The sequence below is a fragment of the Actinomadura logoneensis genome, from assembly GCF_003428695.1.
In the GTDB taxonomy this organism is placed as follows: Bacteria; Actinomycetota; Actinomycetes; order Streptosporangiales; family Streptosporangiaceae; genus Spirillospora; species Spirillospora logoneensis.
Genome location: NZ_QURH01000283.1, coordinates 1 through 25087, shown reverse-complemented (window position 1 = coordinate 25087; position 25087 = coordinate 1). Strand labels below are relative to the sequence as shown.

General features: G+C 70.1%; 32 protein-coding genes. 20 read left to right on the top strand and 12 right to left on the bottom strand.

The genetic code is table 11. The features are described from left to right. Nucleotides 1-1168: S1C family serine protease (locus DZF91_RS16940; RefSeq protein ID WP_117358428.1), on the top strand; the 1168-nt coding region annotated here is incomplete at its 5' end. A gap of 602 nt (nucleotides 1169-1770) precedes the next feature. Then, a complete protein-coding gene (locus tag DZF91_RS16935) occupies nucleotides 1771-2124 on the top strand; it encodes a sec-independent translocase (protein ID WP_117358427.1) in 354 nt (117 codons plus the stop codon). 149 nt (nucleotides 2125-2273) lie between these two features. On the opposite strand, the gene DZF91_RS16930 is transcribed toward DZF91_RS16935, so the two are convergent. Next, complete coding sequence (locus DZF91_RS16930) at nucleotides 2274-3413, bottom strand: Mrp/NBP35 family ATP-binding protein (RefSeq protein ID WP_199486692.1); 1140 nt, start codon at nucleotides 3411-3413, stop codon at nucleotides 2274-2276. 122 nt (nucleotides 3414-3535) lie between these two features. On the opposite strand from DZF91_RS16930, the gene DZF91_RS16925 reads away from it, so the two are divergent. Next, nucleotides 3536-4039 carry a MarR family winged helix-turn-helix transcriptional regulator gene (locus DZF91_RS16925; RefSeq protein ID WP_235834356.1) on the top strand — a complete coding sequence of 168 codons (504 nt, stop codon included), beginning with the start codon at nucleotides 3536-3538 and terminating at the stop codon, nucleotides 4037-4039. A gap of 7 nt (nucleotides 4040-4046) precedes the next feature. On the opposite strand, the gene DZF91_RS16920 is transcribed toward DZF91_RS16925, so the two are convergent. The 5 genes from DZF91_RS16920 to DZF91_RS16900 all read right to left on the bottom strand — a co-directional run bounded on the left by DZF91_RS16920 (nucleotide 4047) and on the right by DZF91_RS16900 (nucleotide 6996). Beyond that, nucleotides 4047-4958 (bottom strand): aldo/keto reductase, encoded by a 912-nt coding sequence (locus tag DZF91_RS16920; RefSeq protein WP_117358422.1) that lies wholly within the window; start codon nucleotides 4956-4958, stop codon nucleotides 4047-4049. A 67-nt stretch (nucleotides 4959-5025) separates the two neighbouring features. Continuing rightward, nucleotides 5026-5883, bottom strand: a complete 858-nt coding sequence (locus DZF91_RS16915) for a DUF5753 domain-containing protein (RefSeq protein ID WP_117358421.1) — start codon at nucleotides 5881-5883, stop codon at nucleotides 5026-5028. A gap of 110 nt (nucleotides 5884-5993) precedes the next feature. Continuing rightward, complete coding sequence (locus tag DZF91_RS16910; RefSeq protein ID WP_117358420.1) at nucleotides 5994-6260, bottom strand: hypothetical protein; 267 nt, start codon at nucleotides 6258-6260, stop codon at nucleotides 5994-5996. Further along, nucleotides 6257-6664 carry a hypothetical protein gene (locus DZF91_RS16905; RefSeq protein WP_117358419.1) on the bottom strand — a complete coding sequence of 136 codons (408 nt, stop codon included), beginning with the start codon at nucleotides 6662-6664 and terminating at the stop codon, nucleotides 6257-6259. Before DZF91_RS16905 ends, DZF91_RS16910 begins: the two co-directional genes overlap by 4 nt. Continuing rightward, nucleotides 6661-6996 carry a hypothetical protein gene (locus DZF91_RS16900; RefSeq protein WP_117358418.1) on the bottom strand — a complete coding sequence of 112 codons (336 nt, stop codon included), beginning with the start codon at nucleotides 6994-6996 and terminating at the stop codon, nucleotides 6661-6663. The genes DZF91_RS16905 and DZF91_RS16900 overlap by 4 nt, the downstream gene beginning before the upstream one ends. Nucleotides 6997-7114: 118 nt before the next feature. Between DZF91_RS16900 and DZF91_RS16895 the strand changes: the two genes are divergently transcribed. From DZF91_RS16895 to DZF91_RS16845, 11 genes are all read left to right on the top strand, one after another. Next, entirely contained in the window at nucleotides 7115-7948 is an 834-nt protein-coding gene (locus DZF91_RS16895; RefSeq protein WP_117358417.1) for a helix-turn-helix domain-containing protein, read from the top strand. Further along, nucleotides 7945-8133, top strand: coding sequence for a DUF397 domain-containing protein (locus DZF91_RS16890; protein WP_117358416.1), 189 nt, complete (start codon nucleotides 7945-7947; stop codon nucleotides 8131-8133). The genes DZF91_RS16895 and DZF91_RS16890 overlap by 4 nt, the downstream gene beginning before the upstream one ends. A 13-nt stretch (nucleotides 8134-8146) precedes the next feature. Next, a complete protein-coding gene (locus DZF91_RS16885) occupies nucleotides 8147-8320 on the top strand; it encodes a DUF397 domain-containing protein (RefSeq protein ID WP_117358415.1) in 174 nt (57 codons plus the stop codon). A 17-nt stretch (nucleotides 8321-8337) separates the two neighbouring features. Beyond that, nucleotides 8338-8544 carry a DUF397 domain-containing protein gene (locus tag DZF91_RS16880; RefSeq protein WP_117358414.1) on the top strand — a complete coding sequence of 69 codons (207 nt, stop codon included), beginning with the start codon at nucleotides 8338-8340 and terminating at the stop codon, nucleotides 8542-8544. Beyond that, nucleotides 8525-8704, top strand: coding sequence for a DUF397 domain-containing protein (locus DZF91_RS16875; RefSeq protein WP_328589184.1), 180 nt, complete (start codon nucleotides 8525-8527; stop codon nucleotides 8702-8704). Before DZF91_RS16880 ends, DZF91_RS16875 begins: the two co-directional genes overlap by 20 nt. Before the next feature lie 12 nt (nucleotides 8705-8716). Then, complete coding sequence (locus DZF91_RS16870) at nucleotides 8717-8911, top strand: DUF397 domain-containing protein (protein WP_117358413.1); 195 nt, start codon at nucleotides 8717-8719, stop codon at nucleotides 8909-8911. A gap of 701 nt (nucleotides 8912-9612) precedes the next feature. Beyond that, nucleotides 9613-10442 (top strand): IS5 family transposase gene (locus DZF91_RS16865; RefSeq protein ID WP_117358412.1). Its coding sequence is split into 2 segments (ribosomal slippage): nucleotides 9613-9988 and nucleotides 9988-10442, totalling 831 coding nucleotides; the frame shifts between segments, so codons are not numbered across the junction. Between the two features lie 79 nt (nucleotides 10443-10521). Next, the gene (locus DZF91_RS16860) at nucleotides 10522-10662 is read left to right on the top strand and encodes a hypothetical protein (RefSeq protein WP_328589183.1); all 141 of its coding nucleotides are present in this window, start codon (nucleotides 10522-10524) and stop codon (nucleotides 10660-10662) included. Next, a complete protein-coding gene (locus DZF91_RS16855) occupies nucleotides 10663-11235 on the top strand; it encodes a DUF6879 family protein (protein ID WP_117358411.1) in 573 nt (190 codons plus the stop codon). A gap of 97 nt (nucleotides 11236-11332) precedes the next feature. Beyond that, nucleotides 11333-11812 carry a hypothetical protein gene (locus DZF91_RS16850; protein ID WP_117358410.1) on the top strand — a complete coding sequence of 160 codons (480 nt, stop codon included), beginning with the start codon at nucleotides 11333-11335 and terminating at the stop codon, nucleotides 11810-11812. Beyond that, nucleotides 11770-13389 carry a tetratricopeptide repeat protein gene (locus tag DZF91_RS16845; protein ID WP_117358409.1) on the top strand — a complete coding sequence of 540 codons (1620 nt, stop codon included), beginning with the start codon at nucleotides 11770-11772 and terminating at the stop codon, nucleotides 13387-13389. Before DZF91_RS16850 ends, DZF91_RS16845 begins: the two co-directional genes overlap by 43 nt. Nucleotides 13390-13669: 280 nt before the next feature. Here DZF91_RS16845 and DZF91_RS16840 read toward each other — a convergent pair whose 3' ends face one another. Next, nucleotides 13670-14392 (bottom strand): hypothetical protein, encoded by a 723-nt coding sequence (locus DZF91_RS16840; protein WP_117358408.1) that lies wholly within the window; start codon nucleotides 14390-14392, stop codon nucleotides 13670-13672. A 151-nt stretch (nucleotides 14393-14543) separates the two neighbouring features. Between DZF91_RS16840 and DZF91_RS16835 the strand changes: the two genes are divergently transcribed. Beyond that, nucleotides 14544-15098, top strand: a complete 555-nt coding sequence (locus DZF91_RS16835; RefSeq protein WP_117358407.1) for a hypothetical protein — start codon at nucleotides 14544-14546, stop codon at nucleotides 15096-15098. 82 nt (nucleotides 15099-15180) lie between these two features. Here the strand turns inward: DZF91_RS16835 and bla are convergent, their stop codons facing one another. The 3 genes from bla to DZF91_RS16820 all read right to left on the bottom strand — a co-directional run bounded on the left by bla (nucleotide 15181) and on the right by DZF91_RS16820 (nucleotide 18099). After that, nucleotides 15181-16149 carry a class A beta-lactamase gene (gene bla / locus DZF91_RS16830; RefSeq protein WP_117358423.1) on the bottom strand — a complete coding sequence of 323 codons (969 nt, stop codon included), beginning with the start codon at nucleotides 16147-16149 and terminating at the stop codon, nucleotides 15181-15183. Nucleotides 16150-16312: 163 nt separating this feature from the next. Then, nucleotides 16313-16801: a DUF1003 domain-containing protein gene (locus DZF91_RS16825; RefSeq protein WP_117358406.1), complete on the bottom strand. Its 489-nt coding sequence runs from the start codon at nucleotides 16799-16801 to the stop codon at nucleotides 16313-16315. Further along, entirely contained in the window at nucleotides 16798-18099 is a 1302-nt protein-coding gene (locus DZF91_RS16820) for a magnesium transporter MgtE N-terminal domain-containing protein (protein ID WP_117358405.1), read from the bottom strand. Before DZF91_RS16820 ends, DZF91_RS16825 begins: the two co-directional genes overlap by 4 nt. Before the next feature lie 193 nt (nucleotides 18100-18292). Between DZF91_RS16820 and DZF91_RS16815 the strand changes: the two genes are divergently transcribed. Further along, nucleotides 18293-18850 (top strand): carboxymuconolactone decarboxylase family protein, encoded by a 558-nt coding sequence (locus tag DZF91_RS16815; protein WP_117358404.1) that lies wholly within the window; start codon nucleotides 18293-18295, stop codon nucleotides 18848-18850. Further along, nucleotides 18828-19880 (top strand): RNA polymerase sigma-70 factor, encoded by a 1053-nt coding sequence (locus DZF91_RS16810; protein ID WP_117358403.1) that lies wholly within the window; start codon nucleotides 18828-18830, stop codon nucleotides 19878-19880. Before DZF91_RS16815 ends, DZF91_RS16810 begins: the two co-directional genes overlap by 23 nt. A 459-nt stretch (nucleotides 19881-20339) precedes the next feature. Here DZF91_RS16810 and DZF91_RS16805 read toward each other — a convergent pair whose 3' ends face one another. After that, complete coding sequence (locus tag DZF91_RS16805) at nucleotides 20340-20855, bottom strand: hypothetical protein (protein WP_117358402.1); 516 nt, start codon at nucleotides 20853-20855, stop codon at nucleotides 20340-20342. A 45-nt stretch (nucleotides 20856-20900) separates the two neighbouring features. On the opposite strand from DZF91_RS16805, the gene DZF91_RS16800 reads away from it, so the two are divergent. Next, the gene (locus DZF91_RS16800; RefSeq protein ID WP_117358401.1) at nucleotides 20901-21842 is read left to right on the top strand and encodes an HpcH/HpaI aldolase/citrate lyase family protein; all 942 of its coding nucleotides are present in this window, start codon (nucleotides 20901-20903) and stop codon (nucleotides 21840-21842) included. A 784-nt stretch (nucleotides 21843-22626) separates the two neighbouring features. Beyond that, nucleotides 22627-23826, top strand: a complete 1200-nt coding sequence (locus DZF91_RS16795) for a CPBP family intramembrane glutamic endopeptidase (RefSeq protein WP_147341184.1) — start codon at nucleotides 22627-22629, stop codon at nucleotides 23824-23826. Between the two features lie 25 nt (nucleotides 23827-23851). Here the strand turns inward: DZF91_RS16795 and DZF91_RS16790 are convergent, their stop codons facing one another. Next, on the bottom strand, nucleotides 23852-24244 hold the full coding sequence (locus DZF91_RS16790; protein ID WP_117358399.1) for an NUDIX hydrolase: 393 nt from the start codon (nucleotides 24242-24244) through the stop codon (nucleotides 23852-23854). Nucleotides 24245-24305: 61 nt separating this feature from the next. Here DZF91_RS16790 and DZF91_RS16785 point away from each other — a divergent pair, with 61 nt between their 5' ends. Continuing rightward, entirely contained in the window at nucleotides 24306-24947 is a 642-nt protein-coding gene (locus DZF91_RS16785; RefSeq protein WP_117358398.1) for a DUF6758 family protein, read from the top strand. Nucleotides 24948-25087 lie beyond the last annotated feature (140 nt).

Sequence of the window (25087 nt, the reverse complement as noted above, 5' to 3'; positions counted from 1 at the left end):
GTTCGGGCAGCCGCCCGGCGGCCCCAACTGGGCGCCGGTGCCCGCCCCGCCGTCTGCGGGGCGCGGCGGGCCGGGCCTCGGCGCCCTGGCGATCATCGGACTGCTGATCGCGCTGGTCGCGGGCGGTCTCGGCGCGGGCATCGTCGCGCTGAGCACCGGTGACCGCACCGCCGACGGCGGCAAGGTGACCTTCGGCGGGAGCGGCGGCAACGACAACGCGCCCGTGCAGAACCGCCCGCCGGACTCCGTCGCCGGCGTCGCGCAGCGCGTCCTGCCGAGCGTCGTCATGATCCGCGTGTCCGGCCCGAACGGCGAGGACGGCGCGGGCACCGGGTTCATCGTGAACGACGGCTACATCATCACCAACAACCACGTGGTGTCCGGGCTGGGCAGCGGCGCGTCCATCCGGGTGGTGTTCAACGACAAGTCGTCGCTGCCCGCCACGATCAAGGGCACCGACCCGTCCTCGGACGTGGCCGTGATCAAGCCGGAGGGCAGCCACGCGCTCCCGCCGCTGGCCATCGGCGACTCCGACAAGCTCGCCGTCGGCGACCCGGTGATCGCGATCGGCTCGCCGCTCGGCCTGCAGGGCTCGGTCACGACCGGCATCGTGTCCTCGCTGAACCGCGCCGTCCCGACCCGGGGCGAGGGCGGCGGCGAGTCGACGGTGATGAACGCGATCCAGACGGACGCGGCGATCAACCCGGGCAACTCGGGCGGACCGCTGGTGGACGCCAAGGGCCGCGTGATCGGGATGAACACCGCGATCCTCACCGGCGGCGCCGACCAGCAGGGCTCGATCGGCCTCGGCTTCGCCATCCCGATCAACCAGGCCAAGCGGGTCGCGCAGGAGATCGTCAACACCGGCACGGTGAAGCAGGCCAAGCTCGGCGTGCTGCCCGACCCGCAGTGGCAGGGCGGCGGCGCCCGGATCATGCCCCAGGCGGTGCAGGGCACCGCCCCGGTCACCAAGAGCGGCCCGGCCGACCGCGCCGGCATCAAGCCCGGCGACGTGATCACCAAGGTGGACGGCCGTCCGATCGAGAACGCCTCCGACCTGATCGCCACCATCCGGAGCAAGGCCCCGGGGAACGTGGTGAAGGTGACCTTCCTGCCCGGCGGGAAGGGCCAGGAGAAGACCGTGGACGTCACCCTCGCCGCAGGCTGACACCCCCACCCGACCGCCGACGGCCGACGTCCTTCCAGGGCGTCGGCCGTCGCCGTTCCGTCCGCTTTCCCACCGGCCCGCCGTTCCGTCCGCCGTTCCGTCCGCCGTTCCGTCCGCTTTCTCACCGGCCCGCCGTTCCGTCCGCCGCCCGGCTTGGTCCGCCGCCCCGGCTTGGTCCTCGGCCCGGTTTCGCTCGACGCCTGGCTTCCGCCGCTCGCCGTTCGCCGCCCTGGCCTCGGTCGGCGGCGGAACGCCTGGTTAGCGCCTGACCAACGTCTGCGGAAACCGCGGTATCCGGCGCGGGCCGGGCCTCGGCGCCCGCGATGGCCGTTCGCCGGGGCAGGAAAGGCCCTGCGCGGGTCGAACCTCGGATCGTCCTGCGAAAACCTCGACGTAACTGACGCCCACGCAGGCCGCGAGAGCTTCGATGATCTCTCCCGGACGTGCCTTGGGCGCTGTGGTGAACGGATGCGCCGAGGCACCGAGACCAGGGACGGGACGCTGGTGGACGGACCGTGGGAATCGTGCTCGGCTGAGTGCGGATACGCTGTGGAGCGGACGTGGCAACGGCGTCCGGTCCCCTTGGCAGTGTGGAGGACGGGTTGTTCGACGTAGGACTCGGCGAGATGGTCGTGCTCGTCGTGCTCGCCCTGGTGATCTTCGGGGACAAGCTGCCGACCGTCGCCGGCCAGGCGGGGCGCGCGCTCCGTCAGCTCCGCGAGATGGCCAACAGCGCCAAGGCCGACCTCCAGGACGGGCTCGGGCCGGAGTTCAAGGACTTCGACATCGCGGACCTCCACCCGAAGACGTTCGTCCGCAAGCACCTGCTGGACGACCTCGACTCCGAGCCGGAGTACCGCAACGGCGCGAGTTTCAGCGACACCTCGTACGCCACCGCCGCCGCGAGCCAGCTCGAGTACGGGGAGCGTCCGCCGTACGACACCGAAGCCACCTGATCGGCCACGTCCCCGCGCCTTCCTGAGGTTGCGAGGGGCCCACCTCGGCGTTCCTGGACGGGCCTCCTCGCGAACAGGGCGCGGCGTGAAGTCCGCATAGACGAAGAAAGGCCCGGCCATGGCGGCCGGGCCTTGTCTTTCGGGGCGTGTCAGCGGCCCTTGGGGGAGATGCCCAGGGACATCCCGGCCAGGCCGCGGGAGCGGGAGCCGAGCTTGTCGGCGATGGAGCGCAGCTCCTTGGCGGCCTCGGCGTCCGGGTCGGACAGGACCAGCGGACGGCCCTCGTCGCCGCCCTCGCGCAGCCGGACGTCGATCGGCACCTGGCCGAGCACCGGCACCTGGGTGCCGAGGGTGCGGGTCAGGGCCTCCGCGACGGCCGCGCCGCCGCCGGAGCCGAAGATCTCCTGACGCTCGCCGCAGTGGGCGCAGGTCAGGTAGGACATGTTCTCGATCACTCCGGCGACCTGCTGGTGGGTCTGCGCGGCGATCGCGCCGGCCCGCTCGGCGACCTCGGCGGCGGCCTGCTGCGGCGTGGTCACCACCAGGATCTCGGCGGACGGCAGCAGCTGCGCGACGGAGATCGCGATGTCGCCGGTGCCGGGCGGCAGGTCCATCAGCAGGACGTCCAGGTCGCCCCAGTACACGTCCGCGAGGAACTGCTGAAGGGCCCGGTGCAGCATCGGCCCGCGCCACACGACCGGCTGGTTCCCGGCGGTGAACATGCCGACCGAGATGACCTTCACGTCGTGCGCGGTCGGAGGCATGATCATGTCCTCGACCTTGGTCGGCGGGTGCTCGACGCCGAGCATGCGCGGCACCGAGTGGCCGTAGATGTCGGCGTCCACGACGCCGACCTTGCGGCCCTGGGCGGCGAGCGCCGCGGCCAGGTTCACCGTCACCGAGGACTTGCCGACGCCGCCCTTGCCGGACGCCACCGCGTAGACCTTGGTGAGCGAGTTCGGCTTGGCGAAGGGGATCTCCTTCGCCACCTCGTCCGGGCGGAGCTTGCTGCGCAGCGCCTTGCGCTGCTCGTCGCTCATGACGTCCAGTTCCACCTGGACGGACGTGACCCCGTCGAGTTTCGAGACGGCCTCGGTGACGTTCTTGGTGAGGGTGTCCTTCATGGGACAGCCGGCAACGGTCAGGAAGATGCCGACGCGCACGGAACCGTCCGCGGCGATGTCGACGCTCTTGACCATGTCGAGCTCGGTGATGGGCTTGCGGATCTCAGGATCGTTCACCGTGGCGAGCGCCGCGGTCACCTGCTCGGTCGTCAATGGGGAGGCCATACCCCCAATGCTACGAAGTCCACGCCACATCGCGTGAATCGCGGGGTGTGACTCGTGTCGCCGCAGGTCACAGCGCCGTATGTGGGCTGTGTCATGGCCCGCGACGGGCGTACCCTGTCAGCGTGACAGTGCCGTCCGCCGCTCCGCCGGCCCCGCAGCCGTCCGTCCCGCCGTCGGCCGGGGGACCGGACGGGCCGATCACGTCCGCCGAGCTGGGCGTGTGGCGGGCCATGCTGCGCGCGCAGGCGAAGATCTCCCGGCGGCTCCAGGCGGACCTGCTCGCCGACCACGACCTCGCGCTCGGCTCCTACGACGTGCTCCGGCACCTCGGCGAGGCCCCGGACGGACGGCTGCGGATGAACGACCTGGCCGACCGCGTCCTGCTGTCGCGCAGCGGCCTGACCCGCCTGGTCGACCGGCTCCAGCGGGACGGCCTGGTCTGCCGGGAGTCGTGCAGCAGCGACGCGCGCGGCCTGTTCGCCGTCCTCACCCCGGCCGGCCGGACCCGCCTCGACGAGGCGACCCCGACCTACCAGCGGGGCGTCCGCGAGTACGTGCTGGGCCGCCTGGACGAGCACGACCTGGACGTCTTCGGCGCCATCCTCGCCCGCCTCACCGCCGACTGACCGGGGATCAGCCCGCCGCCTGAGCCGTGTCGAGGAGCTGGAGGTCGTCCTCGCTCAGCCGGATGCCCCCGGCCGCGACGTTCTCCGCCAGATGCCGGAGATCGCCGGTGCCCGGGATGACGAGGACGTGCGGCCCCTGGTGGAGCGTCCACGCGATCCGGATCTGCGCCGGGGTCGCCCCGTGCGCCCGCGCGACCTCCAGCACCTCCGGCGCGTCCCCGGCCTGCTGGGACGCGCCGCGCTCCCGGTTCGTCCCGGCGAGCGAGTAGAACGGCACGAACGCGACGCCCAGCTCGCCGCACAGCTCGAGCATCTCCCGCTGCTCGCCGAACGCGCCGAGGCCGAAGGGGTTCTGGACGCACACGACCGGCGCGATGGCCCGAGCGATCTCCAGGTGACGCGGCTGCACATTGGACAGGCCAAGGTGCCGGATGAGCCCGGCGTCCCGCATCTCGGCCAGCGCCCCGAACCGCTCGGCGAAGTGGTCGTCCCGGACGATGCGCAGGTTCACGAGGTCGAGCCGGTCCGTCCCGAGCTGCCGCAGGTTCTCCTCGACCTGGCCCCGCAGGGACTCGGGCGTCATGGCGTGCGCGGCCCACTCCCCGGCGGTGTCCCGCGCGGGCCCGACCTTGGTGGCGATGAACAGCTCGTCCCGGTGCGCCGAGAGCGCGCTGTTGATCAGCTCGTTCGCCGACAGCCGCGACGAGAAGTAGAAGGCGGCCGTGTCGATGTGGTCGACCCCCAGCTCGACCGCGCGCCGCAGTACCGCGATGGCCGCCCGGTCCCGGGGCACGGCGTCCGCGATCAGCGCCGGTCCGGTCTGCGGCAACCGCATGGCCCCGAACCCGACCCGCCGGACGACGGCGTCACCGAGCGTCCACGTTCCGGCCTGCGCCGCATCGATCACATCAGTCGTCATGACCGAGAACCCTGCCGACCGCCCCTGCCCGTCCACACCACATTCGCGTCACCGCGAAATGTCGGTCTCAGTACCGGTCGAGGTCGCGGCCGTGGAGGGCGTCGTTCAGGAAGAGCGCGCTGTCGGCCGGGGAGAGCGCCACTTTCTCGATGCCGCGCCACTGGGGGACGAGGTTGGCCGGGCTCATGCCCAGTCCGTCCGGCCAGTGGATGACGCTGAGCCGGTCGTTGAACGCCGACACCTCGTAGATCTCGAACGGCCCCTCGAAGCCGAGGTAGAAGCCGACGCTGCGCGGGACGACGCGCACGCTGTGACCGGTCCGGGAGAGCGTGAGCAGGTGCTCGACCTGCTCGCGCCACACGTCCTCGTGGCCGTCGGGAAAGACGGCGACGACATGGTGGTCGATGATCAGGTCCAGCGTGCGCGGGTTGCCGCCCGGCCGATGCCGTTGGCGCGCCGCCAGCAGCGGCCAGTCTCCTTCGGGGTGGTCCTGGGGCAGCAACCGGTGCTCGTAGATCACGCGCGCGTAGTTCTCGGTGCGCGCGAGATCGGGCACGGCCCGGAGCCCGAAGGCGCGCACGACGTCGGCCTCGGCTTCGACGGTGAGGATGTCCCGGAGCATTCCGGACAGCCGGTCGAGGTGGGGCCCCAGCCACAGCGGACCGTCCGGACGGGCGGCCAGCGACGTCAGGACCGACCTGATGCGTTCGGGCACCGCGCCGTAGTTGGCCAGCAGCGCGCCGACCTCGCTCGGCGTGATGTCGGCGAAGCCGGTCTCGACCGCCGCGAGCCACTGGGCGTTTCGGCCGAACCCGGCGACGGCCTCCTCGTAGTCGAGTTCCAGGATCTCCCGCACGCGGCGGAGGCCCCACCCGATGATCCGGGCGTTGATCTTGGGGACTGGACGATCGTAGTCGTACGCCACGGCCTCATCTTCTCCGCTCCCCCCGCCGCCCGTCCCGAGTTTCGCCGCCTTCACACCCGACCCTGCACGCGCCGAGGTGCGGCGTGCAGGGCCGGACATTTCCCATTGACCTAGTTGTTCGTCCAGGTGGGAGGGGTCGTCGGCCGCTGGTGCAGCGTCGCGAGGAGTTCGGCGTGTCGCATCTCCGCCTTCGCGCTGAGCGCCGCGTCGAGCGTCGCGAAGCCGGTGCGGGTTTCGGAGCGGAGGGTTTCGAGCTGGGCTTCGAGGCGGGAAGTCCGGACGTCCTGCCTGGCGCGGGTGAGGTGCCGGCGTCCGACGATCTCGCCGAGGACGACCAGGCCGATGATGGCGGCCGTCCAGGACAACGTGGGGTTCACGCGAGCCCTCCGACGTTGAGGACGTGGACGATGCGCGCGGCGGCGACGTCCGGGGTAGCGACGGGCGCGAGCGGTTCGCCCCAGGACCAGTGGTAGTGCGGGACGTCCCGGATGCTGATGTCCTCGCAGAAGCGTCCACCGATGTCGGGGTTGTTGACGTGGAGGAGGAGCCGTCCGTCCGGACCGGGGCGAAAGCTGGTCTTGACGTCGGACCCAGCGGCCTCGATCGCGTCGCGCAGCTTCTCCAGACCAGAAAGGTCGGAGTCGTCCGGCCCGGATATCTCGTCCATCACGGTGAGGTTTTCCCGGGCATATCCCGAGATGAGCGAGATGGTGCCGCTGAGCAGCCCGTGCCGCCGCATGGCCTCCTCGTAGGCGAGGTGCAGGTTCGCGTGGTTGGTCATCGCGGCCCCCGTCCGGACGTCCGGGCGCGCAGCATGGCGGCGACGGGGTGGACGTCCTGGACGCGGCCGAGGATGCTGCCGTCCGCGATCCAGGTGAAGGCCCAGCCGGACACGCGGTCGAAGTCGCAGCCGACCTCACCGCAGCGCGACGAGTCGATGGCGTCGAACACGAACAGAACCTGACATCCCGCCCGCAGAACGAGAGTCGAATTCACACCCGGCTGCGTCTCCTTGATCACCTGATGCAGCACCTCCAGAAAAGCCCGCCGCTGATTCGACGGCAAAGCGCGGCCTGCCACCGCAGGCGCCTCCTTGATCTTCTCGACGAACATCGCTCTCCATTCCGTGGGCTCACTTGCTCGGTTCGTCGCCCCAGCGTGCCTGCGGCGAGTTAGCTTGAGCCAGCACCCTTTTTCGTCGGCTGACGTCCGACTAAAACGCGGAGGCGATATGGGACGTCCAGGCAAGCCCATCGACCCGACCGAGTCGCTCACCTCGTGCTATGGCCAGAAAATCCGGACTTTGCGGGAAAGTCGGGGTTGGTCGCAGGGCGAGCTCGGCAAGAAAATCGGAGAGACCAAGGACGGCGTCTCAAGACTCGAACTCGGCAAACAGGCCCCGGCCAACGGAACGGGCAAGCTCCTGGACCAGGTGCTCCAAGCCGGCGACTACTTCGAGACCCACGCCCCGCTCGTCCGCAAGGAGCACGCCGCGAGGGTCCCCGAGTCGGCTCGTAGCCTCATCCAGAGCGAGAGAGAGGCGTCGCGTCTCCGGATCTACGAACCGGGCCTGATCACTGGCTTGTTTCAGATCGAGTCCTATACGCGAGCGTTGGCGCTGGCAGGCGTCCGTGCCAGAGAAGTCGATGGCGTGTGGAGTGAACGCTGTCGCAGGCAGGCGATTCTTGATTCTGAGTCCGCACCGCTGATCTTCGCGGTCATGGACGAGGTCGCGATCAGGCGCCCGATCGGCGGCCCCGGGGTGCTCAAGGAGCAGCTCGCCCACCTGGAGCGACTTCTTGAACGGCCCAACATCAACATCCAGATCGTTCCGAGTGATGCGGGTGCGTATTGCGGAATGACCGTAGGGTTCACGCTGGTGTCGTTCGGTTTCGGAACTGATGACGTCGCATACGTCGAAGGCCCTGTGCGGGGGACTGGCCAGTTCTTGCATCGGCCAGAGGTTGTCCAGGAGCTGCGTGACATGCCTGATCTGATCAGGGCCTCGGCTTCCTCGGCGGCCGGGTCGGCACGCACTATCAGGAGCATCTGGGAGTCGCTATGACCAAGACCATCGTGAAGTGGCGCAAGTCCAGCTACAGCGGCGGGGATCACGGCCAGTGCGTCGAAGTGGCCGACATGGGAAGTGCCGTGGGGATCAGGGACAGCAAGGCGGCGGCCTCCGGGCACCTGGTCTTCGCCCCCGCGTCCTTCGCCTCCCTTGTGGAGCGAGTGAAACGGACCCAGTAACGAGGCGGTCGAGATGATCAAGTGGCGTAAATCCAGCCACAGCGGCAGTGACTATGGACAGTGTGTCGAAGTCGCTGGCCTCGGCAATGCCGTCGGAATAAGAGACAGCAAGGCAGCTGTCTCTAGGCACTTGGTCCTTACCTCTGCGTCCTTCGCGTCTCTTGCGGAGCGGGTGAGGCAGACGTAGGAACGAGGTGTGGCGACGTGATCAACTGGCGCAAGTCCAGCCACAGTGCCAGTTCGGGCCAAGAGGACTGCGTGCAACTCGCTCGATTGAGCGGGGGCATCGGTGTCCGCGACTCGAAGGGCGCGGCGGGAAGCTACTTGGCGCTGGGTGCTGCCGATTTGGCGGTGCTGATGGCGCGACTGAGCGTTGAAGGCGCCGGGAGGCATGGCCATGACGTGGCGTAAATCCAGCTATAGCGGCGACGACCACGGCCAGTGCGTCGAAGTGGCTGCCATCAGACGGGCGGTCGGGGTCAGGGATAGCAAGGCGGCCGACGCTGGGCACCTGCTACTCGAACCCGCGTGCTTCGCATCCCTCGTCGAGCATCTGAAGCGAACAAAGTAACAAGGGGCTCGAATGATCAACTGGCGTAAGTCCAGCCACAGCGGCGGTGGCGGTTCGGGTGGTCAGGAATGTGTGGAGGTCGCGCGGATCTCTCGTATGGTCGGCATGCGGGACTCCCAAGCCTCTGCGGTCGGCCACCTGTCGCTCGACAGCGGGAGCTTCGCGGCGCTCGTCTCTGCCCTGAAGCGCGACAAAGTGACGCCTTGATCGCCTGGCTACTCTCCTTGCGCGCTATAGCCAGCCGCATCACAGCCTGTGACTGGTTTTTCAGCGACACGCCGGGCTCGGCTGCACTACCGGCGGATCGCTGAAGAATCCGCACACGGAGATGTCTCTCGACCTCTCCCGACCTGTGCCTTTACTCTGGGTGTCCTCATCGCCCCTATGAGGGTTCGCAACCATGGCTCCTCAAGGCAGCCAGGGACGCCGCTAGCCAGTCCTCATCGCCCCTATGAGGGTTCGCAACAACGCGATGCCCTGGTGCGTTAGCCTCCACCGGCCGGTCCTCATCGCTCCTACGAGGGTTCGCAACGCGACGTCCCAGTTGCGGGAGGCGCGCAGGTCTCGTCCTCATCGCCCCCCCTGCGAGTCATTGCATCAGCGCGGTGCGGATCGCGGTGATGCCTCAGGGGTGCCGTCCGTGCTTGGCGCTACGTGGTTCGCAGCGGTGGGTGGTTCGAGTTGGGCGCGCCGCCATGCCCTTCTGTAGGTCTCGTCTGATCGTCGGCGTTTGGTGACCGGTGCGGTTACGGTGGCGTGCCTTGTTCGTATGTCAAGTGGCTCGTAAGGTCATGTCAGGTCAGGGATGATGGGCTGGTCTACTGAAGGTGGTTGGCCGTGAAGCTTGTCTTGCTGAGTAAGAGGTCATAACAAAATGTGCATGGAGCGCGACATCTGGTGGTGTCCGGATGTGGTGTGGGTGGGTGCGTAAGGGTGAGCAACCGCCGTGGATCGTGCCCGACAGTCTGTGGGAGCGGATCGAGCCGCTGCTGCCGAAGGTCGAGCGCCGCAAACGTCACGCCGGCCGTAAGCGGTTGGACGACCGGAAGGTGCTGTGCGGGATCCTGTTCGTCCTGCACACCGGGATCCGGTGGGAGTTCCTGCCGCAAGAGTTGGGGTTCGGATCGGGCATGACGTGCTGGCGCCGTCTGGCCGAATGGCACGCCGCGGGGGTGTGGGAACGCCTCCATCGGCTGCTGCTGGAGGAACTTCACGCCGCCGGGCAGGTGGACTGGTCCAGGGCGGTGATCGACAGCTCCCACGTCCGGGCGCTCAAGGGCGGCCCAAAACCGGGTCGAGCCCGGTCGACCGAGGACGACCGGGCTCCAAGCACCACATCCTCACCGACGGCCACGGCACCCCACTCGCCCTCACCCTGACTGGCGGAAACCGCAACGACGTCACCCAGCTGCTGCCGCTGCTGGACAAGGTGCCGCCGATCCGCGGCCGGGTCGGACGCCCCAGGTCCAGACCCAAGAGGCTGCTGGCAGACCGCGGCTACGACCACGACAAGTACCGCCGACTGCTGTGGCAGCGAGGCGTCAAACCGGTCATCGCCCGCCGCGGCACCGGCCACGGCTCCGGCCTGGGCGTTCATCGCTACGTCGTCGAACGCACCATCGGCCTGCTCCACTGGTTCCGACGCCTGCGGATCCGCTGGGAAGTCCGCGACGACATCCACGAAGCCTTCATGACCCTCGCCGCAGCCATCATCTGCTGGCGACGCCTCGTCCGCTAATTCTGTTACCAGCTCTAAGGACAAGGGGTCGGGCGGTAACGGCTGCCCCTCCGTCTACCTGGCGGAGTCGGGTGAGCTGGTGGTCCAGGGCAGCCAGGTGGACACCGCGACGCACGCAGAGCTCGCCAACGTCCTGCCGGGTGAGACCGCGGTGCGGATCGCGCCAGAGGTGCTGCTCCAGGCGGTCGAGCGGCTTCAGGCCATGGGAGGGACCGGCTAAGTGGGGCGGACCTTCCACTCACTCGCGGACCCGGAGTTCAACCGGCTGTTCACCGACTTCCGCTACACCGCGTACCGGCTGGAGTCGCTGCAGCGGTACGGCGTTTTCTATGAGCAGGACGAGTTCGCCCAGTTCATGGACGGACAGGAACGAGGCGAGTTCCCGGGCATCGCGGACTGGATCGAGGGGACGGTCCGACCTGCCGTCCAGGCCGGCAAGCGCATGCATCGGGTGCATGTGGTGGAAGAGCCCCTGTCGGACTACGTGCGGTTCGAGTGCGCTTGGTCGTATGAGCACACGGTTGCCGCCGGTGAGGACGTACGGGTCATCCCGGTCGGTCGAGGGCAGTGGCCCGACGGGTTGCCGCATCACGACTACTGGCTGTTCGACTCGCGCCTGCTGGTCACGATGCATTACGAGGACGACGGGACCTTTGCCCTCGCCGAGATCGTCGATGACCCTGAGCAGATCGTCCTCGCCAACTACTGGCGCGACATGGCGGTGGCGTCTTCGATGTCGTACCGGGAGTTCGCGTCTCGCCATGGCGGGCGGTTCTCTCCCGGCCGTGGCTGAGACCTCCGGTGGGGACCCGGGCCTCACGGTGAACGACTACCGCGGAAAGGCCAGGACGGCTGTCCAGGTCCACACCTCAACGGAGACATTCGTGTAGGTGGAACGCCCTCTGACCTGCCGGCCCCCCCGGCAGTTGCCGCTGGACATCCCCGGGTTCGTCAACCGGGAGGACGATCAGCGAGAGTTGGACGACCTCTTGGCGGCGGTTGACGCGTTGGGTAAGGAGACGGCGTCCGCTGTCGTGGTGTCCGCGATCGCTGGTGCTCCTGGCATAGGTAAAACCGCTCTGGCGATCCACTGGGCGCGCCGAAGACGGGACCACTTTCCCGACGGTGATCTGTATGTGGACATGCGCGGATATGGGCCAGGATTGCCGCTGACGGCCACTGAAGCGCTGGCCGGGTTCCTGCGGGCGTTGGGTGTTCCCCCCGAGGCGATCCCCGATGATGTCGGTCAGCGAGCGGCGCTGTACCGGTCGATGCTCGACGGCAGAAGCCTGTTGGTGGTCATCGACAACGCCGCCTCCACCGCGGCGTGCGGCCTCTGCTGCCCGCGTCGTCCGGCTGCTTCGCGGTGATCACGAGCCGAAGCAGGCTCGCCGGACTGGGGACCAGGGAGGGAGCGGCCCGCGTGACGCTTGACATCTTGTCTCCCGAGGAAGCCGTGGAGCTGCTGGGCCAGGTGATCGGACCCGCTCGGGTGGCGGCGGAACCGGACGCGGCCTTCCAGATGGCCGACCTGTGCGGCCACCTTCCACTCGCGCTCCGCGTCGTCGCGGAACACGCCGCCTCACGTCCGGCCTTGTCGCTGAACGGTCTGCTGGAGGAACTGAGGGACGAACGGCACCGGCTTGATGCGCTCGCCGATCGCGAGGACGAGCTGAGCGACGTCCGTACCGTCTTCTCCTGGTCCTACCGAGCGCTGGACCCGGAACTGAGGCGGACGTTCCGCCTGCTGGGCCTGCACCCGGCCCCCGAGTTCGGCATCGGCGCGGCGGCGGCACTCACCGGAACCGGTGAACGCGGCACGGCGCGACGGCTGCGGGAGCTCACCAGCGCGCACCTTCTCCAGGAACCGAAGGACGGCCGCTTCCGTCTCCACGACCTTCTCCGGGCGTACGCCCTCGAATGCACCAGTGCAGAGGACACCCAGCACTCGCGAATCCGGGCCGTCCGGCAGATGCTGGGCTGGTACCTGCACGCGACCGACCGCGGTCGGAAGGTGATCCTCCCGCACTCGCACGAGGTTCCCCTCGTCCCTGCCGCGCAGCTGAGCCTGCCCGTTTTCCTGGACGCGGCCCAGGCCATGGGGTGGTTCGAGCAGGAGCGCCAGAACCTCGTCGCCGCAATGCGCCAAGCCTATGAGCTCGGACAGTACGACATCGCGTGGAAGCTGCCGGTCACTGCCGACGGCTTCTTCGAACTCGGATCGCACTGGCCCGAATGGAAGGAGGTCCACCAGCTCGGTCTGGAGGCGGCCCAAGCGTTGGGAGATGCTCTCGGTGAAGCCTCCAACCTGTTCTGCCTCGGTGACGCGGCCTGGCGCGGCGGCGGGTACGAGGAGGCACTCGAGAACTACCATCGCACCCTCGATATCGCACGCATCCTGGGAGACACGTGGCTGGAAGGCTTCACGCTGCGCGGACTCGGGCTGATCCACGAAGAGCAGAATGACTTCAGCGAAGCGAACGCTCTGTTCGTCAAAGCCCTGGAGGTCTTCCGAGATGGCGGATGGCGGCGCGGAGAAGGGATGGCCCTGCTCAGCCTCAGCCGAAGCGCGCGCGCCGCGGGCGACATCGAACAGGCCATCACCCTGGGGCAACAGGCCACGCGCATCTTCGAAGCACTGCCGGACGAGTGGAGCACGGCCTGGACGGCGCTTTCCCTGGGACCGGCGCTGCGGCAGCGGGGGCGCGCCGCCGAGGCCGAAACCTGCCTGAGACGGGCGGTCGATACCTTCGCGCGCTTCACCGACCGGCAAAGCGAAGCGATGGCCTGGGAGGCTTTGGCCGAGGTATTTGAAGAGGCGCGCAATCGCACCGATGCGCAGCGCAGTTGGGTGAGAGCAGCTCAGCTGTACGAGCTGCTTCGTCACGATAAGTCGGCCGAACTCTACGAACGCGCCGCCAGGCTGGCATCGCCTCCTGAAGACTGACGCGCACCGTGGCTTCTCGCGCTTCTCGGTTCGGTTCCGTTCGGTGGCCAGCAGGAGTCGGATCGCTGAAGAATCCGTCCGCGGAGATGTCTCTCGATCTCTCCCGACCTGTGGCTTTAATCTGGGGTCCTCATCGTCCCTACGAGGGTTCGCAGCATGTACCCGACCACGGGCACCATTCCTGCCATCTGGGACGGGCGTGGCGGGCGCGTGAGGTTCGGGGACCGGTCGCGGCTGGGATTGTGGGGCCGTGCCTCCTTTGGAGGGTCGGTTGGCGGGGTCAGGTGGGGAGGTTTTCTAGGGCGGACTTCACCCAGGTGAGGTTCAGGTCGTTGGCTGTCTTTTGGGCTGCTTCGATGAGGGTGGTGCGTTCGGGGTCGGTCTTGGGGAGTTCGGTGGCCAGCAAGAGTTGGGCTGCGGCGATTTGGGGGCGCAGGCCGACGGCGCAGCGCAGGTGCAGTGAGCGGCGCAGCATTTGCAGGCCCTCTTCTCGGTTGCCCGCCTCGATCACGTGCCAGGCCACGTGGCGCAGAACGATGGACTCCAGGATCGAGTCGCCTTCCTGGACGGCGGCTTCCAGTGCCTTGTCGTAGTGCACCTTTGCGGTGTCGGCGTCCTCGCGGATGTTGTCGAGCAGCGCGCCCCAATGGAACTCGGCCCATCCGTGCGTCTCCCGGACGGACGAAGCGAAACGGTAACCCCCCTCTGCGGTCTCGTAGTCGTCCGGCAGCGGGTCCAGCTTGAACATCAGGCGGGTGTAAGCGAGCCGGGCGGCGAGCAGGCGGGCCTGCGGCGTTTCCGGGTCGAGCGCCGCGATCGCGTCGGCCGCCGCGTCCATGCCTTCGAGCTGGAACAAGAGCCGCTCGTACAGGATCTCGGCCTTCAGTTCGAGGGCTTCGGTGCTCTGATCCGCATCGAGGAGTGCAGCCGCGTGGTCCCAGTCGCCGAGGACGTGGAGGCGGCGGGCCGTGGCGAGAGGTGTGTAGGGAGTGTTGGTCGTCATGCCGCCTACCGTAGGAGTCGGGGGTGTAGGCGGTCAAGATGCTTACGGTGACTACATGCGGGATGGGATGGGACGGCGCTTGCGGACGGGGTGAACCGGGTTCGGGTGTGGCGCGTCCCATCCGCACCACACCCACCGCCCAGGAGCCGCCATGACCGCGCGGATCGCCGCCGCTCTCACCGTCCTCGGCCTCGCCCTCACCGCTTGCACCAACCCGCTGTCGTCGAAGGCCGAGCCCAGTCCTTCCAAGCCCCAGGAGACGCCGGCGTCCCCGAGCGCCCCTGCCGCGCTCCAACTCGGCACCCCGGGGACGGCCGCCACGCCCTACGTCGCGGCCTCCGTCACCGCCCTCACATACCGGCAGCCGCTTCCTGGCAGGCGCCTTCCCCGCACCGGCTTCGAATGGGCGGGGGCGGAGGTGGAGACATGCATGAAGCGGTCCGCGAATCCGGCCGCGACCGTGGCCGTCCAGGCGTGGTCGCTGCGGCTGCCCGACGGCTCCACCGTCCAGCCCGAAGAGCCGCCGGCCACGGACTACGAGGTCACCCTCTATCCGGTCAACCCCCGCAAGCTTCCGGCGGGAGCCTGCGTGCGCGGATGGGCCGTCTTCGAGGTGCCGGGCAAGGTGCGGGCCTCCGGCGTCGTCTACAAGGCGCGCGAATCCGACAGCCCGATCGCGCCGATCACCTGGGCGATCGGCGACTAGAGATGCCGCCGCTCAGGTTCGGACGGGGCGTCCGGCCGCGTTCGTGATGCCGGCCGGACGCTCGTCCTGTGGCGCTCTGCGGTCAGGACATCCTGCCGAGGCCGCGCATCAGGACCGTGGTCGTCTGGGCGATGACCTTGTTGTCGAACTTGGCGTCCTTGGCGGCGCGGTGGGTGAAGACGACGATGATCACCGGTGCGCCGGACGGGGGCCAGGCGATCGCGATGTCGTTGGCGGCGGCGTACCAGCCGTCCGCCGTGCCGGTCTTGTCGCCGACCGTCCAACCCTTGGGGACGCCCGCGCGGATGCGCTCGTCGCCGGTGGTGGTCGCCTTCATCCAGGTGGCCAGTTGCTGCCGGTCCTGCGGGACGAGCGCCTTTCCGACGGTTAGTTTCTGCAGGTCACGGGCCATGAACGCGGGCGCGACGGTGTCGTGCTTCTCGCCCGGGTTCCAGTGGTTGAGCTCGGGCTCGTACCCGTCCAGGCGTCCGACCGGGTCGCCGAGCGAGCGGTAGTAGCGCGTCATGCCGCGCGGCCCGCCGACGACCTGCTCGAGCAGGACGTTCGCGGCGGTGTTGTCGCTGGTGGTGATGGTCGCCTCGCACAGTCGCGCGACGGTCATCCCGTTCTTGATGTTCTCCTCCTTCCCCGTGATGCCCGAACCGTCCACGACCTCCTCCTTCGTCCAGTGGAGTGTCCGGTTCAGCAGGCCCGGGTCCGTCGTGCGGGCCTTGTGCAGGATCGCGCCGCACAGGATCGCCTTGAACGTGGAATTGCTCGGCACGCGCTCATGCGTCCGGTAGCCGACCGTCCTGCCCGTGCCGGTGTCGATCGCGAACGCGCCGATCCGTCCCTGGTAGGACGCTTCGAGCTTGCGCAGCTCCTTGTGGACGTCGGCGGGCGCGAGCGGCCTGGCGGCGACGCCCGTACCGGTGTACGACACGCGTTCGCCGGTCGCCGTCTGGCTTCCCGTGCCGCAGGCGGCCCCGGCGAACATCGTGGAGATCGCCAGGACGGAGGCCCCGAGCCTCAACCATCCGTCACGTCGCATTTCCGGCTCCCCGCTCTCGTGGTTGATCTTCATCGAGGCACGAGCAGACCAGAGCACTTCGCATCATGTCCAATATCGATATGGGATGCGAATTGATATGCGGAGTCGTATCGCCGCAGGCGGGAAGGTACGGGTGGCGCAGAAAGGCGGGCGGGGAATCGCCCTAGGCGGTGTCTCGGTGGCCGTTCTGGGTTTCCAGTTCCTTCAGAAGGTGTTCCAGTTCCGAGCGCAGGAAGTCGCGGGTGGCCACCTCCGAGATGGCCATCCGGAGGCCCGCGATCTCGCGGGTGAGGTACTCGGTGTCCGCGATGTTGCGCTCGTTGCGGGAACGGTCCTGCTCGTACTGGACGCGGTCGCGGTCGTCCTGCCGGTTCTGCGCGAGCAGGATCAGCGGCGCCGCGTAGGACGCCTGCAGGGACAGCACCAGCGTCAGGAAGATGAACGGATACGGGTCGAACCGCAGGGACACCGGCGCGAGGACGTTCCAGCTGATCCACGCGACGATCACGGCCGTCATGTAGACGAGGAACCGGGCCGTCCCCATGAAGCGGGCGATGCGCTCGGACAGCCGTCCGAACGACTCGGGGTCGTAGTGCGGGCGCGGGAGGACGGACCGGCGCAGTTCGCGCGGCTGGTCGAGCCGTGAGGTCATCCCTCACCTCCCGCGCGCAGCGCTTCCTCTTCGGGGTCGGCGGAGCCGTCGGCGGCCTCCATGACGGTCTCGCGCCAGTCCTCGGGGAGCAGGTGGTCCAGGACGTCGTCGATGGTGACCGCGCCGAGCAGGTGCCCGGTCTCGTCCACCACGGCCCCCGCGACCAGGTTGTAGGTCGCCAGCGACGTCGCGACGGCCTCCAGCGACATGGTCGGACGCAGCGGGTCCAGCTCTGTGTCCACGATGCCGCTGACCAGGGCGGGCGGGGGTTCGCGCAGCAGCCGCTGGAAATGGACCGTGCCCAGGTAGCGTCCGGTCGGCGTCGCCGTCGGCGGACGGCACACGTACACCTGCGCGGCGAGCGCCGGGTTCAGGTCGGGGTTGCGGATCATGGCGAGGGCCTCGGCGACGGTCGCGTCCGGCGCGACGACGACCGGGTCGGTGGTCATCAGGCCGCCGGCGGAGTTGTCGGCGTAGGTGAGCAGGCGGCGGACGGGCGCGGCCTCGTGCGGCTCCATCCGGGTCAGCAGGCGTTCGCGCTGGTCGGTCGGGAGCTCGCCGAGCAGGTCCGCGGCGTCGTCGGGGTCCATCGACTCCAGCACGTCGGCGGCGCGGTCCACCTCCAGCTTGCCGAGGATCTCGATCTGGTCGTCCTCGGGCAGCTCCTCCAGGACGTCCGCCAGCCGCTCGTCGTCCAGCGCGACGGCGACCTCGGTGCGGCGCTTCTCCGGCAGGTCGTGGACGAAGCTGGCCAGGTCGGCGGGCTTCATGTTCTCGAACGTCGCGATCAGCCCGGCGGCGCCCTGACCGTGCTCGACCGTCGCGAACCCCTCCACCGCGCCCCAGTCGACCACCGACGTCTCGCCCCGCCGCCGCAGGCCGCGGCTGGTCGCCCGGCGCACCGCGACCTTGGCGAGCAGCCAGTCGCGCGTGCGGGTCGGCTCCATCGCGACGTCCACCACCGACACCGGGTCGCCGGACTCGCGCAGCCGGACGGTCCGGTCGAGCATCTCGGCGAGCACCAGCGTCTCGGACGCGCGCTGCTGGAACCGCCGCACGTTCAGCCGTCCGTCGAAGATGATCGCGTCCGCCTCGATCGTGGTGACGCGGGTGATCGGCAGGAACACGGTGCGGCGGGGGGACACCTCGACGGTGAGGCCGAGGACGCGCGGCGGGCGGTCGTCCGGCGCGAGCGCGACGACCACGTCCCGCGCCCGCCCGATCTGGTCACCGGCCGGGTCGAACACGGCGATACCGGCCAGCCGTGCGATGAAGACCCTGTTCGGTGCGCCGCTCATGCCCGGAGCCTACCCATGATCTTCCATGCCATCCGATTCCCCTAACCAACGTTAACCACGCGTTTTCCCACCGATGCCACGGTCGCGCCCCCCCCGATGCCACGGTCGCGCGCCCCGCGGTGCGACGCTCGTGTCCTGGGCGATGTCACATTCGCGGACGCCCGGTCGTCCCCCGGGAAGAAGGAGGACCGACATGGCACGTATCTCTCTCGAACCACCGCGGACGGTGCGCTACCGGCTGGGCGCGTGGATCGTCCGCCGGATGTACGGCAAGGAGCTCGACCCGGCCCGCGCGATGGGCCACCACATGGGCGTCGCCACGGCGTACTCGCTGTTCGAGATGCAGGTCCAGCGCTGGAAGTCGCTGCCGCACCGCTACAAGGACCTCGCCGAGATGGCGGCGTCGGTACGGATCGGCTGCTCCTGGTGCGTGGACTTCGGCACCTGGGCGGCGACGACCCACGGCGTCCCGCTGGAGAAGCTGGAGGCCGTCCCGGCGTGGCGCGACTCCGACCTGTTCAGCCGCGAGGAACGCCTGGTCATGGAGTACGCCGAGGCGATGTGCGCCGACCCGCCCGAGGTGACCGACGAACTCACCGGGGCGCTGCGGACGTTCCTGAGCGAGAGGCAGATCGTCGAGCTGACCATGATGGTGGCCGTGGAGAACATGCGCTCCCGCTTCAACGCCGCCGCCGGCCTCACCGGCCAGGGATTCAAGGACCGATGCGATGCCCCCGCCCCCCGCCCCTGACGCCCAGCCCGCCGACCACGGCACGCGCGCCGACGGCGCGGACCTCGCGAAGGCTGTCGAGGCCGCGGACGGCCTGGACCGGCCGCCGTTCGGACGGTCGGCTCGTGAGCCCGTGGTCGGGCTGGACGGAGTGTCCGGCGAGGCCGTGAGGCGGTTCGAGGCGCACCGGGGACGGCTGTTCGGGGTCGCCTACCGGATGCTCGGGACGGTCACCGACGCCGAGGACGTCGTCCAGGACGCCTGGCTGCGCTGGTCGGCGGCGGACCGGGACGGCGTGCTCGACGACGAGTCGTTCCTCGTCCGCGTCACGACGAACCTCGCGCTGGACCGGCTGCGGTCCGTCCGCGTCAAGCGGGAGCAGTACGTCGGGCCGTGGCTGCCCGAGCCGGTGATCACCGCGCCGGACGTGTCCGAGCACGTCGAGGTGGCGGAGTCGGTGTCCACGGCGCTGCTGGTCGTCCTGGAGACGCTGACGCCGCTGGAACGCGCGGTGTTCGTGCTGCGCGAGGCGTTCGGCTTCCCGTACGGCGAGATCGCGACCGCGCTCGGACGGTCCGAGGCGGCCGTCCGGCAGGTCGGGACGCGCGCCCGCAAGCACGTGGAGGCGCGGCGGCCCCGCTTCGACGCGCCCGCGGACGAGCAGCGCGCGGCCGTGGACCGCTTCCTGGAGGCGGCGGTCGGCGGCGACATCAACCGGCTCATGGTCGTCCTCGCACCGGACGTCACCCTGTGGACGGACGGCGGAGGCAAGGTCCGCGCGGCGCTCCGCGTCATCCATGGCCGGGAGAAGTTCGTGCGCTTCTTCCTCGGGGTGACGCGGAAGCCGTGGCAGGGCGTTCCCGTGGGCGAGTGGCGGCTCAGCTGGGCGGAGATCAACGGCGCGCCGGGCCTGATCATGGAGGGCGGGGGCCGGCTGCTCGGCACGATCGGCGTCCTGACCAACGAGGACGGCCTGATCTCGTCCGTCCACATGGTGAGTAACCCGGACAAGCTCCACGCCATCCGAGAGGGCCGCACCTTCCCCGGCTGACCACCCCGGCCAGTCCGCCGACTGTCCCCCGGGGGGCTGCCCCGCCCCAGCCCCTCCGCCGGGGCCTCTCCGCGGGGGCTGCCCCGCCCGTTCTGTCCGCCGGGGGCTGGCCTGCCCGGCCAGTCCGCGGGGCTGCCCCGCCCGTCCTGTCCGCCGGGGGTGACCCGCCCTGGCCTGTCCGCTGTGGCCTGTCCGCCGGGGAGCTGCCCGCCCCGGCCTCTCCGCCGTAGCTGCCCCGCCCCGGCCTCCCGCCGGGGCATGTCCGTGGGGGCTGACCCACCCCGGACTGTCCGCAGGGGCATGTCCGTGGGGCTGCCCGGCCTGGCCTCTCCACCGGGGGCGGTGGCCGGGCGGACGGGCCTGGGCGGGCCGCCCTCGGATGAGCAGGCCGAGACAGCCGAATTCCTGCCGCTCCCAGCGGAAGCCGTCCCCAGACGGCATCGCTGGGGAGCGGGGTGGTCAGCGGTCGGCTTGGCGGCGGCGGGCGCCGAACATCCGGGGCGGGGTGCCGGCCGTCGTGGCCGGGGTCGGGACGGGACGCACGACGGAATAGGACTCGTCGTAGCCGCCCGGCGCCTCCTCGACCTCCTCGGTCGGGGTGAGCCGGACGATCCAGGAGTCGGTGGCCCAGGTCTCGACCTGGCCCTCGTGCGAGCGCGCGTTGAGGCGTTCCTTCGCCATGACCGGCGTGATCTCGTCCCAGAGCTCGGTGCCCGGTTCGACGATCTCGACGGCGGCGGTGAACGTGATGAGCCGGCCGCCCTTGTCCTTGCTGCGGACCATCACCTTGGCGCGGGTCGCGTCCGGCAGGCCGGGGAGGGGCTGCTCGCCCTCGCCCCCCGTGAGCACGTACGCCGAGCCGTCGTACCAGACGTGCCAGGCGGCGCGCGGCTGGGGCGACCCCGAGAGGACCAGCCACAGCATGCCGGACTTCTTGAGGGCCTCCTCGATCAGGGCCGATCGCGTATCACCCATACCGCCAGCGTCTCACACCGGACGGGCCTGGGTAGCATCCGCGCCATGCGATCGCGACGTACCACCCTGGCCGTGCCGGGCAGCAACCCCAGGTTCATCGAGAAGGCCCAGGGGCTCCCGGCGGACGAGATCTTCCTCGACCTGGAGGACGCCGTCGCGCCGTCGGCCAAGGCGGACGCGCGCAAGAACGTCGTCGCGGCGCTGAACGAGGGCGACTGGACGGGCAAGGTCCGGGTCGTCCGGATCAACGACCTCGACACCCCGCACGCCTACCGCGACGTGATCGAGGTCGTCGAGGGCGCGGGGGCCGACCTCGACTGCCTCATGCTGCCGAAGGCGCAGGACGCCACGCACGTCCAGTGGCTGGACCGGCTGGTCACCCAGATCGAGCGCGCGATGGGCCTCCCCGTGGGACGCATCGGCATCGAGGCCCAGATCGAGGACGCGCGGGGCATGACGAACATCGACGCGATCGCCGCGTCCTCGCCCCGGCTGGAGACGCTGGTGTTCGGACCGGGCGACTTCATGGCGTCGATCAACATGAGGACGCTGGTCGTGGGGGAGCAGCCGCCCGGATACACCGAGGGCGACGCCTACCACTACATCCTCATGCGCATCCTGCTCGCCGCGCGCGCCCACGGCCTCCAGGCCATCGACGGTCCTTATTTCAATGTGCGGGACGTGGACGCGTTCCGGCGCGTGGCGCAGCGGTCGGCGGCGCTCGGCTTCGACGGCAAGTGGGTGCTGCACCCGTCCCAGGTGGACGCGGGCAACGAGGTGTTCTCCCCGGCGCAGGACGACTACGACCATGCCGAGCTCATCCTGGACGCCTACGAGTACGCGACGTCCGTGGAGGGCCGGGGAGCGGCCATGCTCGGCGACGAGATGATCGACGAGGCGTCCCGGAAGATGGCGCTCGTGATCGCCGCCAAGGGACGCGCCGCCGGACTGGCCCGGACGAAGTCCTTCGAGCCGCCCGAAGCCTGAACCGCGCCTGCGAACCTCCTGAAAGGTCGGCTCTGTCTCGGCGGTCCGGGGCCGTCGCGCCCCTACTATCGTCCAGGGACCATATTGCCGCTGACCGGGGGAGACGCAGGTGTCGCAGCATCCGGGACCGCCGTTGCCGTCCGATTCGCCGGACCCGTCCGACCGGGCCCGCTCGGACCGCGAGCCGCCGCACCAGGACGTCCAACCCCAAGAGCCACAACAACCTCACCCCCAAGCCACCCACCCCCACCCCCACCAGGACGCGCAGCCACACCAGGACGCGCCACCCGAGCCTGAGCTGCACATGCAGCCGCAGCCGCAGCCGTACGCGCAGGCGCAAGCGCCCGAATGGCCGAACCCCGCGCAGCCTGAGGGCCAGGCCCCTCAGCAGCAGCCTGGCTGGCCGAGCCCCGTGCAGTCTGAGGGACAGGCGCCGCAGCAGCAGCCGCGGGCGGAGGTGCCAGCGGAGGCGCGGGCGCAGGCGGCGGCAGACGAGTGGCCGAACCCCGCGCAGCGTGAGGGCCAGGCGCCGCAGTCGCAGTCCGGCTGGCCGAGCCCCGCGCAGGGTGAGGGGCGGGCGCCGCAGTCGCCGCCTGGTTGGCCGCATTACGCGCAGTCCGAGGGGCAGTGGGCGCAGCCGCAGGCGGAGGCGCAGGGCGGGTGGTCGTCGGAGGGGCAGGCGGCTCAGTGGGCGCAGCCGGGAGGTGAGGGAGCCCTGACGGGCCAGTCGCAGGTGGCGTGGACGCAGTCTCCGAACCATCAGGGCTCTTATGGTCCTCAGGGAGTGGATGCGTACGCGTACCCGCAGGCGCCTCCTCACCCGTATCCCTACGGATACGGGCCCCAGCCCTACGGCGGATATCCGCAGGTCAAGCGACCATGGACGGACCCCGCGCCTCCCGGCAGGCGATTCCACCAGCTAGCCCGGACGGAGCGCAACCGCTGGTGGAGGCCGCTCGTCGGGTCGCTGTTCGTGCTCGCCGGGACCATCGTCGCGATGGTCGTCCTGATGATCCCGATGGCGATCGTGTGGGTCGCGACCGGGCACGATCTGAACGACTCGGGCAAGGACGGCTCGATCTTCGGCAACACCAACGCCGACCTCTTCTTCAACCTGGCCGGGCTCGCGCTGCTGATCCCGGTCGCGGGATTCGCGGCGTGGTGGATCCAGCGCCGCCGTCCCGGCACGCTGCTGTCGGTCACCGGCCGCATCCGGTGGCGCTGGCTGCTGGCCTGCTGCGGCCTGTCGCTGGCCTTCCTCGGCCTGTCCTACGGGCTGTCCGTCGCCGCCGGGCTGGCCGGCGGCGACGACGGCGGCGATGACGGCCACTGGGTGGGCTGGGGAAAGTTCCTGGTCACGGCGCTGATCGTGCTGGTGCTGGTGCCGTTCCAGGCGTCCGCCGAGGAGGTCGTGTTCCGCGGCTGGCTCGTGCAGGCGGTCGGCGCGTACACCCTGGAAGGACGCACCGCCCCGTTCGCACGGGCGCTGAGCCGCGTGCTGCGCACCCCGTGGCCGGGGATCGTGGTCGCGGGCGGGGCGTTCGCCGTCGGGCACGACTACACCGGCTGGGGGCCGGTGGACATCTTCATGTTCGGCGCGATCCTCGGCTGGCTGGCCGTCCGCACGGGCGGCCTGGAGTCCGGCATGGCCGTGCACACCTTCAACAACATCATGTCCTTCCTCGTCCCCGCCGCCCTCGGGACGCTGGACCTCGAGCAGGGCAGCGTCGGCTTCCTGCCCGTCCTGGCGGACGTGACGGCCCTCGCCGCCTACGCCCTGGCCGTCGTCTGGCTGGCCCGCCGCATGGGCATCACGAACCGAACCCCAGCGGCGGAAGGCCCCCAGCCCCAGGACACCCCGTCCCAGGACACCCCCTCCCAGAGCACCCAGTCCGCTCCGCCTCACGCGGACGGCCACTCCGTCCCGTCCCTCCCGGACGGTCAGGCGGCCGCGCCCTACCAGGGCGGCCACCCCATCGGCTAGGAGGCCCGACTCTCCCCGAAGGGGGTTAGGGGAGGACGTTCCAGGCTTTCAGGGCTTCCAGGAGGCCCGGGGTCAGGGGGAGGGCGTCCAGGTCGCGGACGGGGACCCAGCGGACCTCGGTGGCGTCGTCGCCCGCCTGGAGGGTGCCGCCGACGGCTGTGGCGGTGTAGTCGTGGATCACGAACGTCACGCCGTCCGGGCCCGGACGCTCCACGACGCCCGCCAGGTCGCCGACCGAGACGACCAGGCCGGTCTCCTCCAGCAGTTCGCGGGCGACGGCCTCGGCGTCCGACTCGCCCGGCTCGACGCGTCCGCCGGGGACGGACCACAGGCCCTCGCCCGGCGGGTGGCCGCGGCGCACCAGCAGCAGCCGACCTTGGTCGTCCCGCACGATTCCACCGACGCAGAGAACACGCATAAAGACATTTGACCAGCCGGGACTTGACGTCCGCGAGGGGCGCGGCCCACGGTGGATAGCTATGAGGGCCGAGACGACGTGCCCGCGCTGTGCCGGACGTCTGCGTGCGCCGAACGCCTGGTCGAGCGACTGGTGGTGTCCGACGCACGGCGCCGTCCTGCCCCGGCAGCCGGCCAGGAGGCCGAACGAGGACGGCTTGGCGGCGGTGGTGCGGGAAGCTCAGGTACCGGTGTGGCTGCCCTGGCCCCTGCCGCGCGGGTGGCTGGTCACCGGGTTCACGACCGTGGGGGACGACCGGACCGGGGCGCGTGCCGTCGCGGTCGCGCTCGCCGGGCCGGGACTGCTGCACGGTCCCGCCGACCTGCTGCTGGTGTCGGAGGAGCCGGGCGTGGGGCTCGGCGCGCACTTCGCCGGGCTGGCGGGCCCCGATCCGGGGCTCGGGTTCGACGCCGATCCGCCGCACGTGAAGCTGGAGGCGAGCGGGCCGTCCGCCTGCCACGGCGTGTCGATGTGGGCGGTGCCGTCCGAGCCGGACCGGGCCGCGTACGTGGGCGAGGCCAAGGGGCTGTGGCTCTGGACGGTGCTCTTTCCCGCCGAGGCCGGGGCGTTGATGCTCGAGTGCCCGTCCCTCCTGGACCTCCGCGAACCCGGCATGGAGGTCACCGTCCCCTTCGGCGCGCCCTCCCCGCTCCTCGACACCTGAGCCCCGGAACACGGACCGCCCCAGCCGTTGGGCCGAGCCGCCCCAGCCCCGGGAACGGGCCGCCGCAGCTCCCAAGGGCGGGCCGCCACGGCTCCTGGGGGCCGGGCAGCCACGGCCCCAGGGGCCGGGCCGCCGCAGCC

Bases quoted from the DNA above. Each gene is read 5' to 3' on its own strand.
- DZF91_RS16930 (WP_199486692.1), bottom strand. From the start codon at position 3,413: ATGGCCTCCCCATTGACGACCGAGCAGGTGACCGCGGCGCTCGCCACG.
- DZF91_RS16920 (WP_117358422.1), bottom strand. From the start codon at position 4,958: ATGACGACTGATGTGATCGATGCGGCGCAGGCCGGAACGTGGACGCTC.
- DZF91_RS16905 (WP_117358419.1), bottom strand. From the start codon at position 6,664: ATGACCAACCACGCGAACCTGCACCTCGCCTACGAGGAGGCCATGCGG.
- DZF91_RS16900 (WP_117358418.1), bottom strand. From the start codon at position 6,996: ATGTTCGTCGAGAAGATCAAGGAGGCGCCTGCGGTGGCAGGCCGCGCT.
- DZF91_RS16895 (WP_117358417.1), top strand. From the start codon at position 7,115: ATGGGACGTCCAGGCAAGCCCATCGACCCGACCGAGTCGCTCACCTCG.
- DZF91_RS16890 (WP_117358416.1), top strand. From the start codon at position 7,945: ATGACCAAGACCATCGTGAAGTGGCGCAAGTCCAGCTACAGCGGCGGG.
- DZF91_RS16885 (WP_117358415.1), top strand. From the start codon at position 8,147: ATGATCAAGTGGCGTAAATCCAGCCACAGCGGCAGTGACTATGGACAG.
- DZF91_RS16875 (WP_328589184.1), top strand. From the start codon at position 8,525: ATGGCCATGACGTGGCGTAAATCCAGCTATAGCGGCGACGACCACGGC.
- DZF91_RS16870 (WP_117358413.1), top strand. From the start codon at position 8,717: ATGATCAACTGGCGTAAGTCCAGCCACAGCGGCGGTGGCGGTTCGGGT.
- DZF91_RS16840 (WP_117358408.1), bottom strand. From the start codon at position 14,392: ATGACGACCAACACTCCCTACACACCTCTCGCCACGGCCCGCCGCCTC.
- DZF91_RS16835 (WP_117358407.1), top strand. From the start codon at position 14,544: ATGACCGCGCGGATCGCCGCCGCTCTCACCGTCCTCGGCCTCGCCCTC.
- bla (WP_117358423.1), bottom strand. From the start codon at position 16,149: ATGCGACGTGACGGATGGTTGAGGCTCGGGGCCTCCGTCCTGGCGATC.
- DZF91_RS16825 (WP_117358406.1), bottom strand. From the start codon at position 16,801: ATGACCTCACGGCTCGACCAGCCGCGCGAACTGCGCCGGTCCGTCCTC.
- DZF91_RS16820 (WP_117358405.1), bottom strand. From the start codon at position 18,099: ATGAGCGGCGCACCGAACAGGGTCTTCATCGCACGGCTGGCCGGTATC.
- DZF91_RS16815 (WP_117358404.1), top strand. From the start codon at position 18,293: ATGGCACGTATCTCTCTCGAACCACCGCGGACGGTGCGCTACCGGCTG.
- DZF91_RS16810 (WP_117358403.1), top strand. From the start codon at position 18,828: ATGCCCCCGCCCCCCGCCCCTGACGCCCAGCCCGCCGACCACGGCACG.
- DZF91_RS16805 (WP_117358402.1), bottom strand. From the start codon at position 20,855: ATGGGTGATACGCGATCGGCCCTGATCGAGGAGGCCCTCAAGAAGTCC.
- DZF91_RS16800 (WP_117358401.1), top strand. From the start codon at position 20,901: ATGCGATCGCGACGTACCACCCTGGCCGTGCCGGGCAGCAACCCCAGG.
- DZF91_RS16790 (WP_117358399.1), bottom strand. From the start codon at position 24,244: ATGCGTGTTCTCTGCGTCGGTGGAATCGTGCGGGACGACCAAGGTCGG.
- DZF91_RS16785 (WP_117358398.1), top strand. From the start codon at position 24,306: ATGAGGGCCGAGACGACGTGCCCGCGCTGTGCCGGACGTCTGCGTGCG.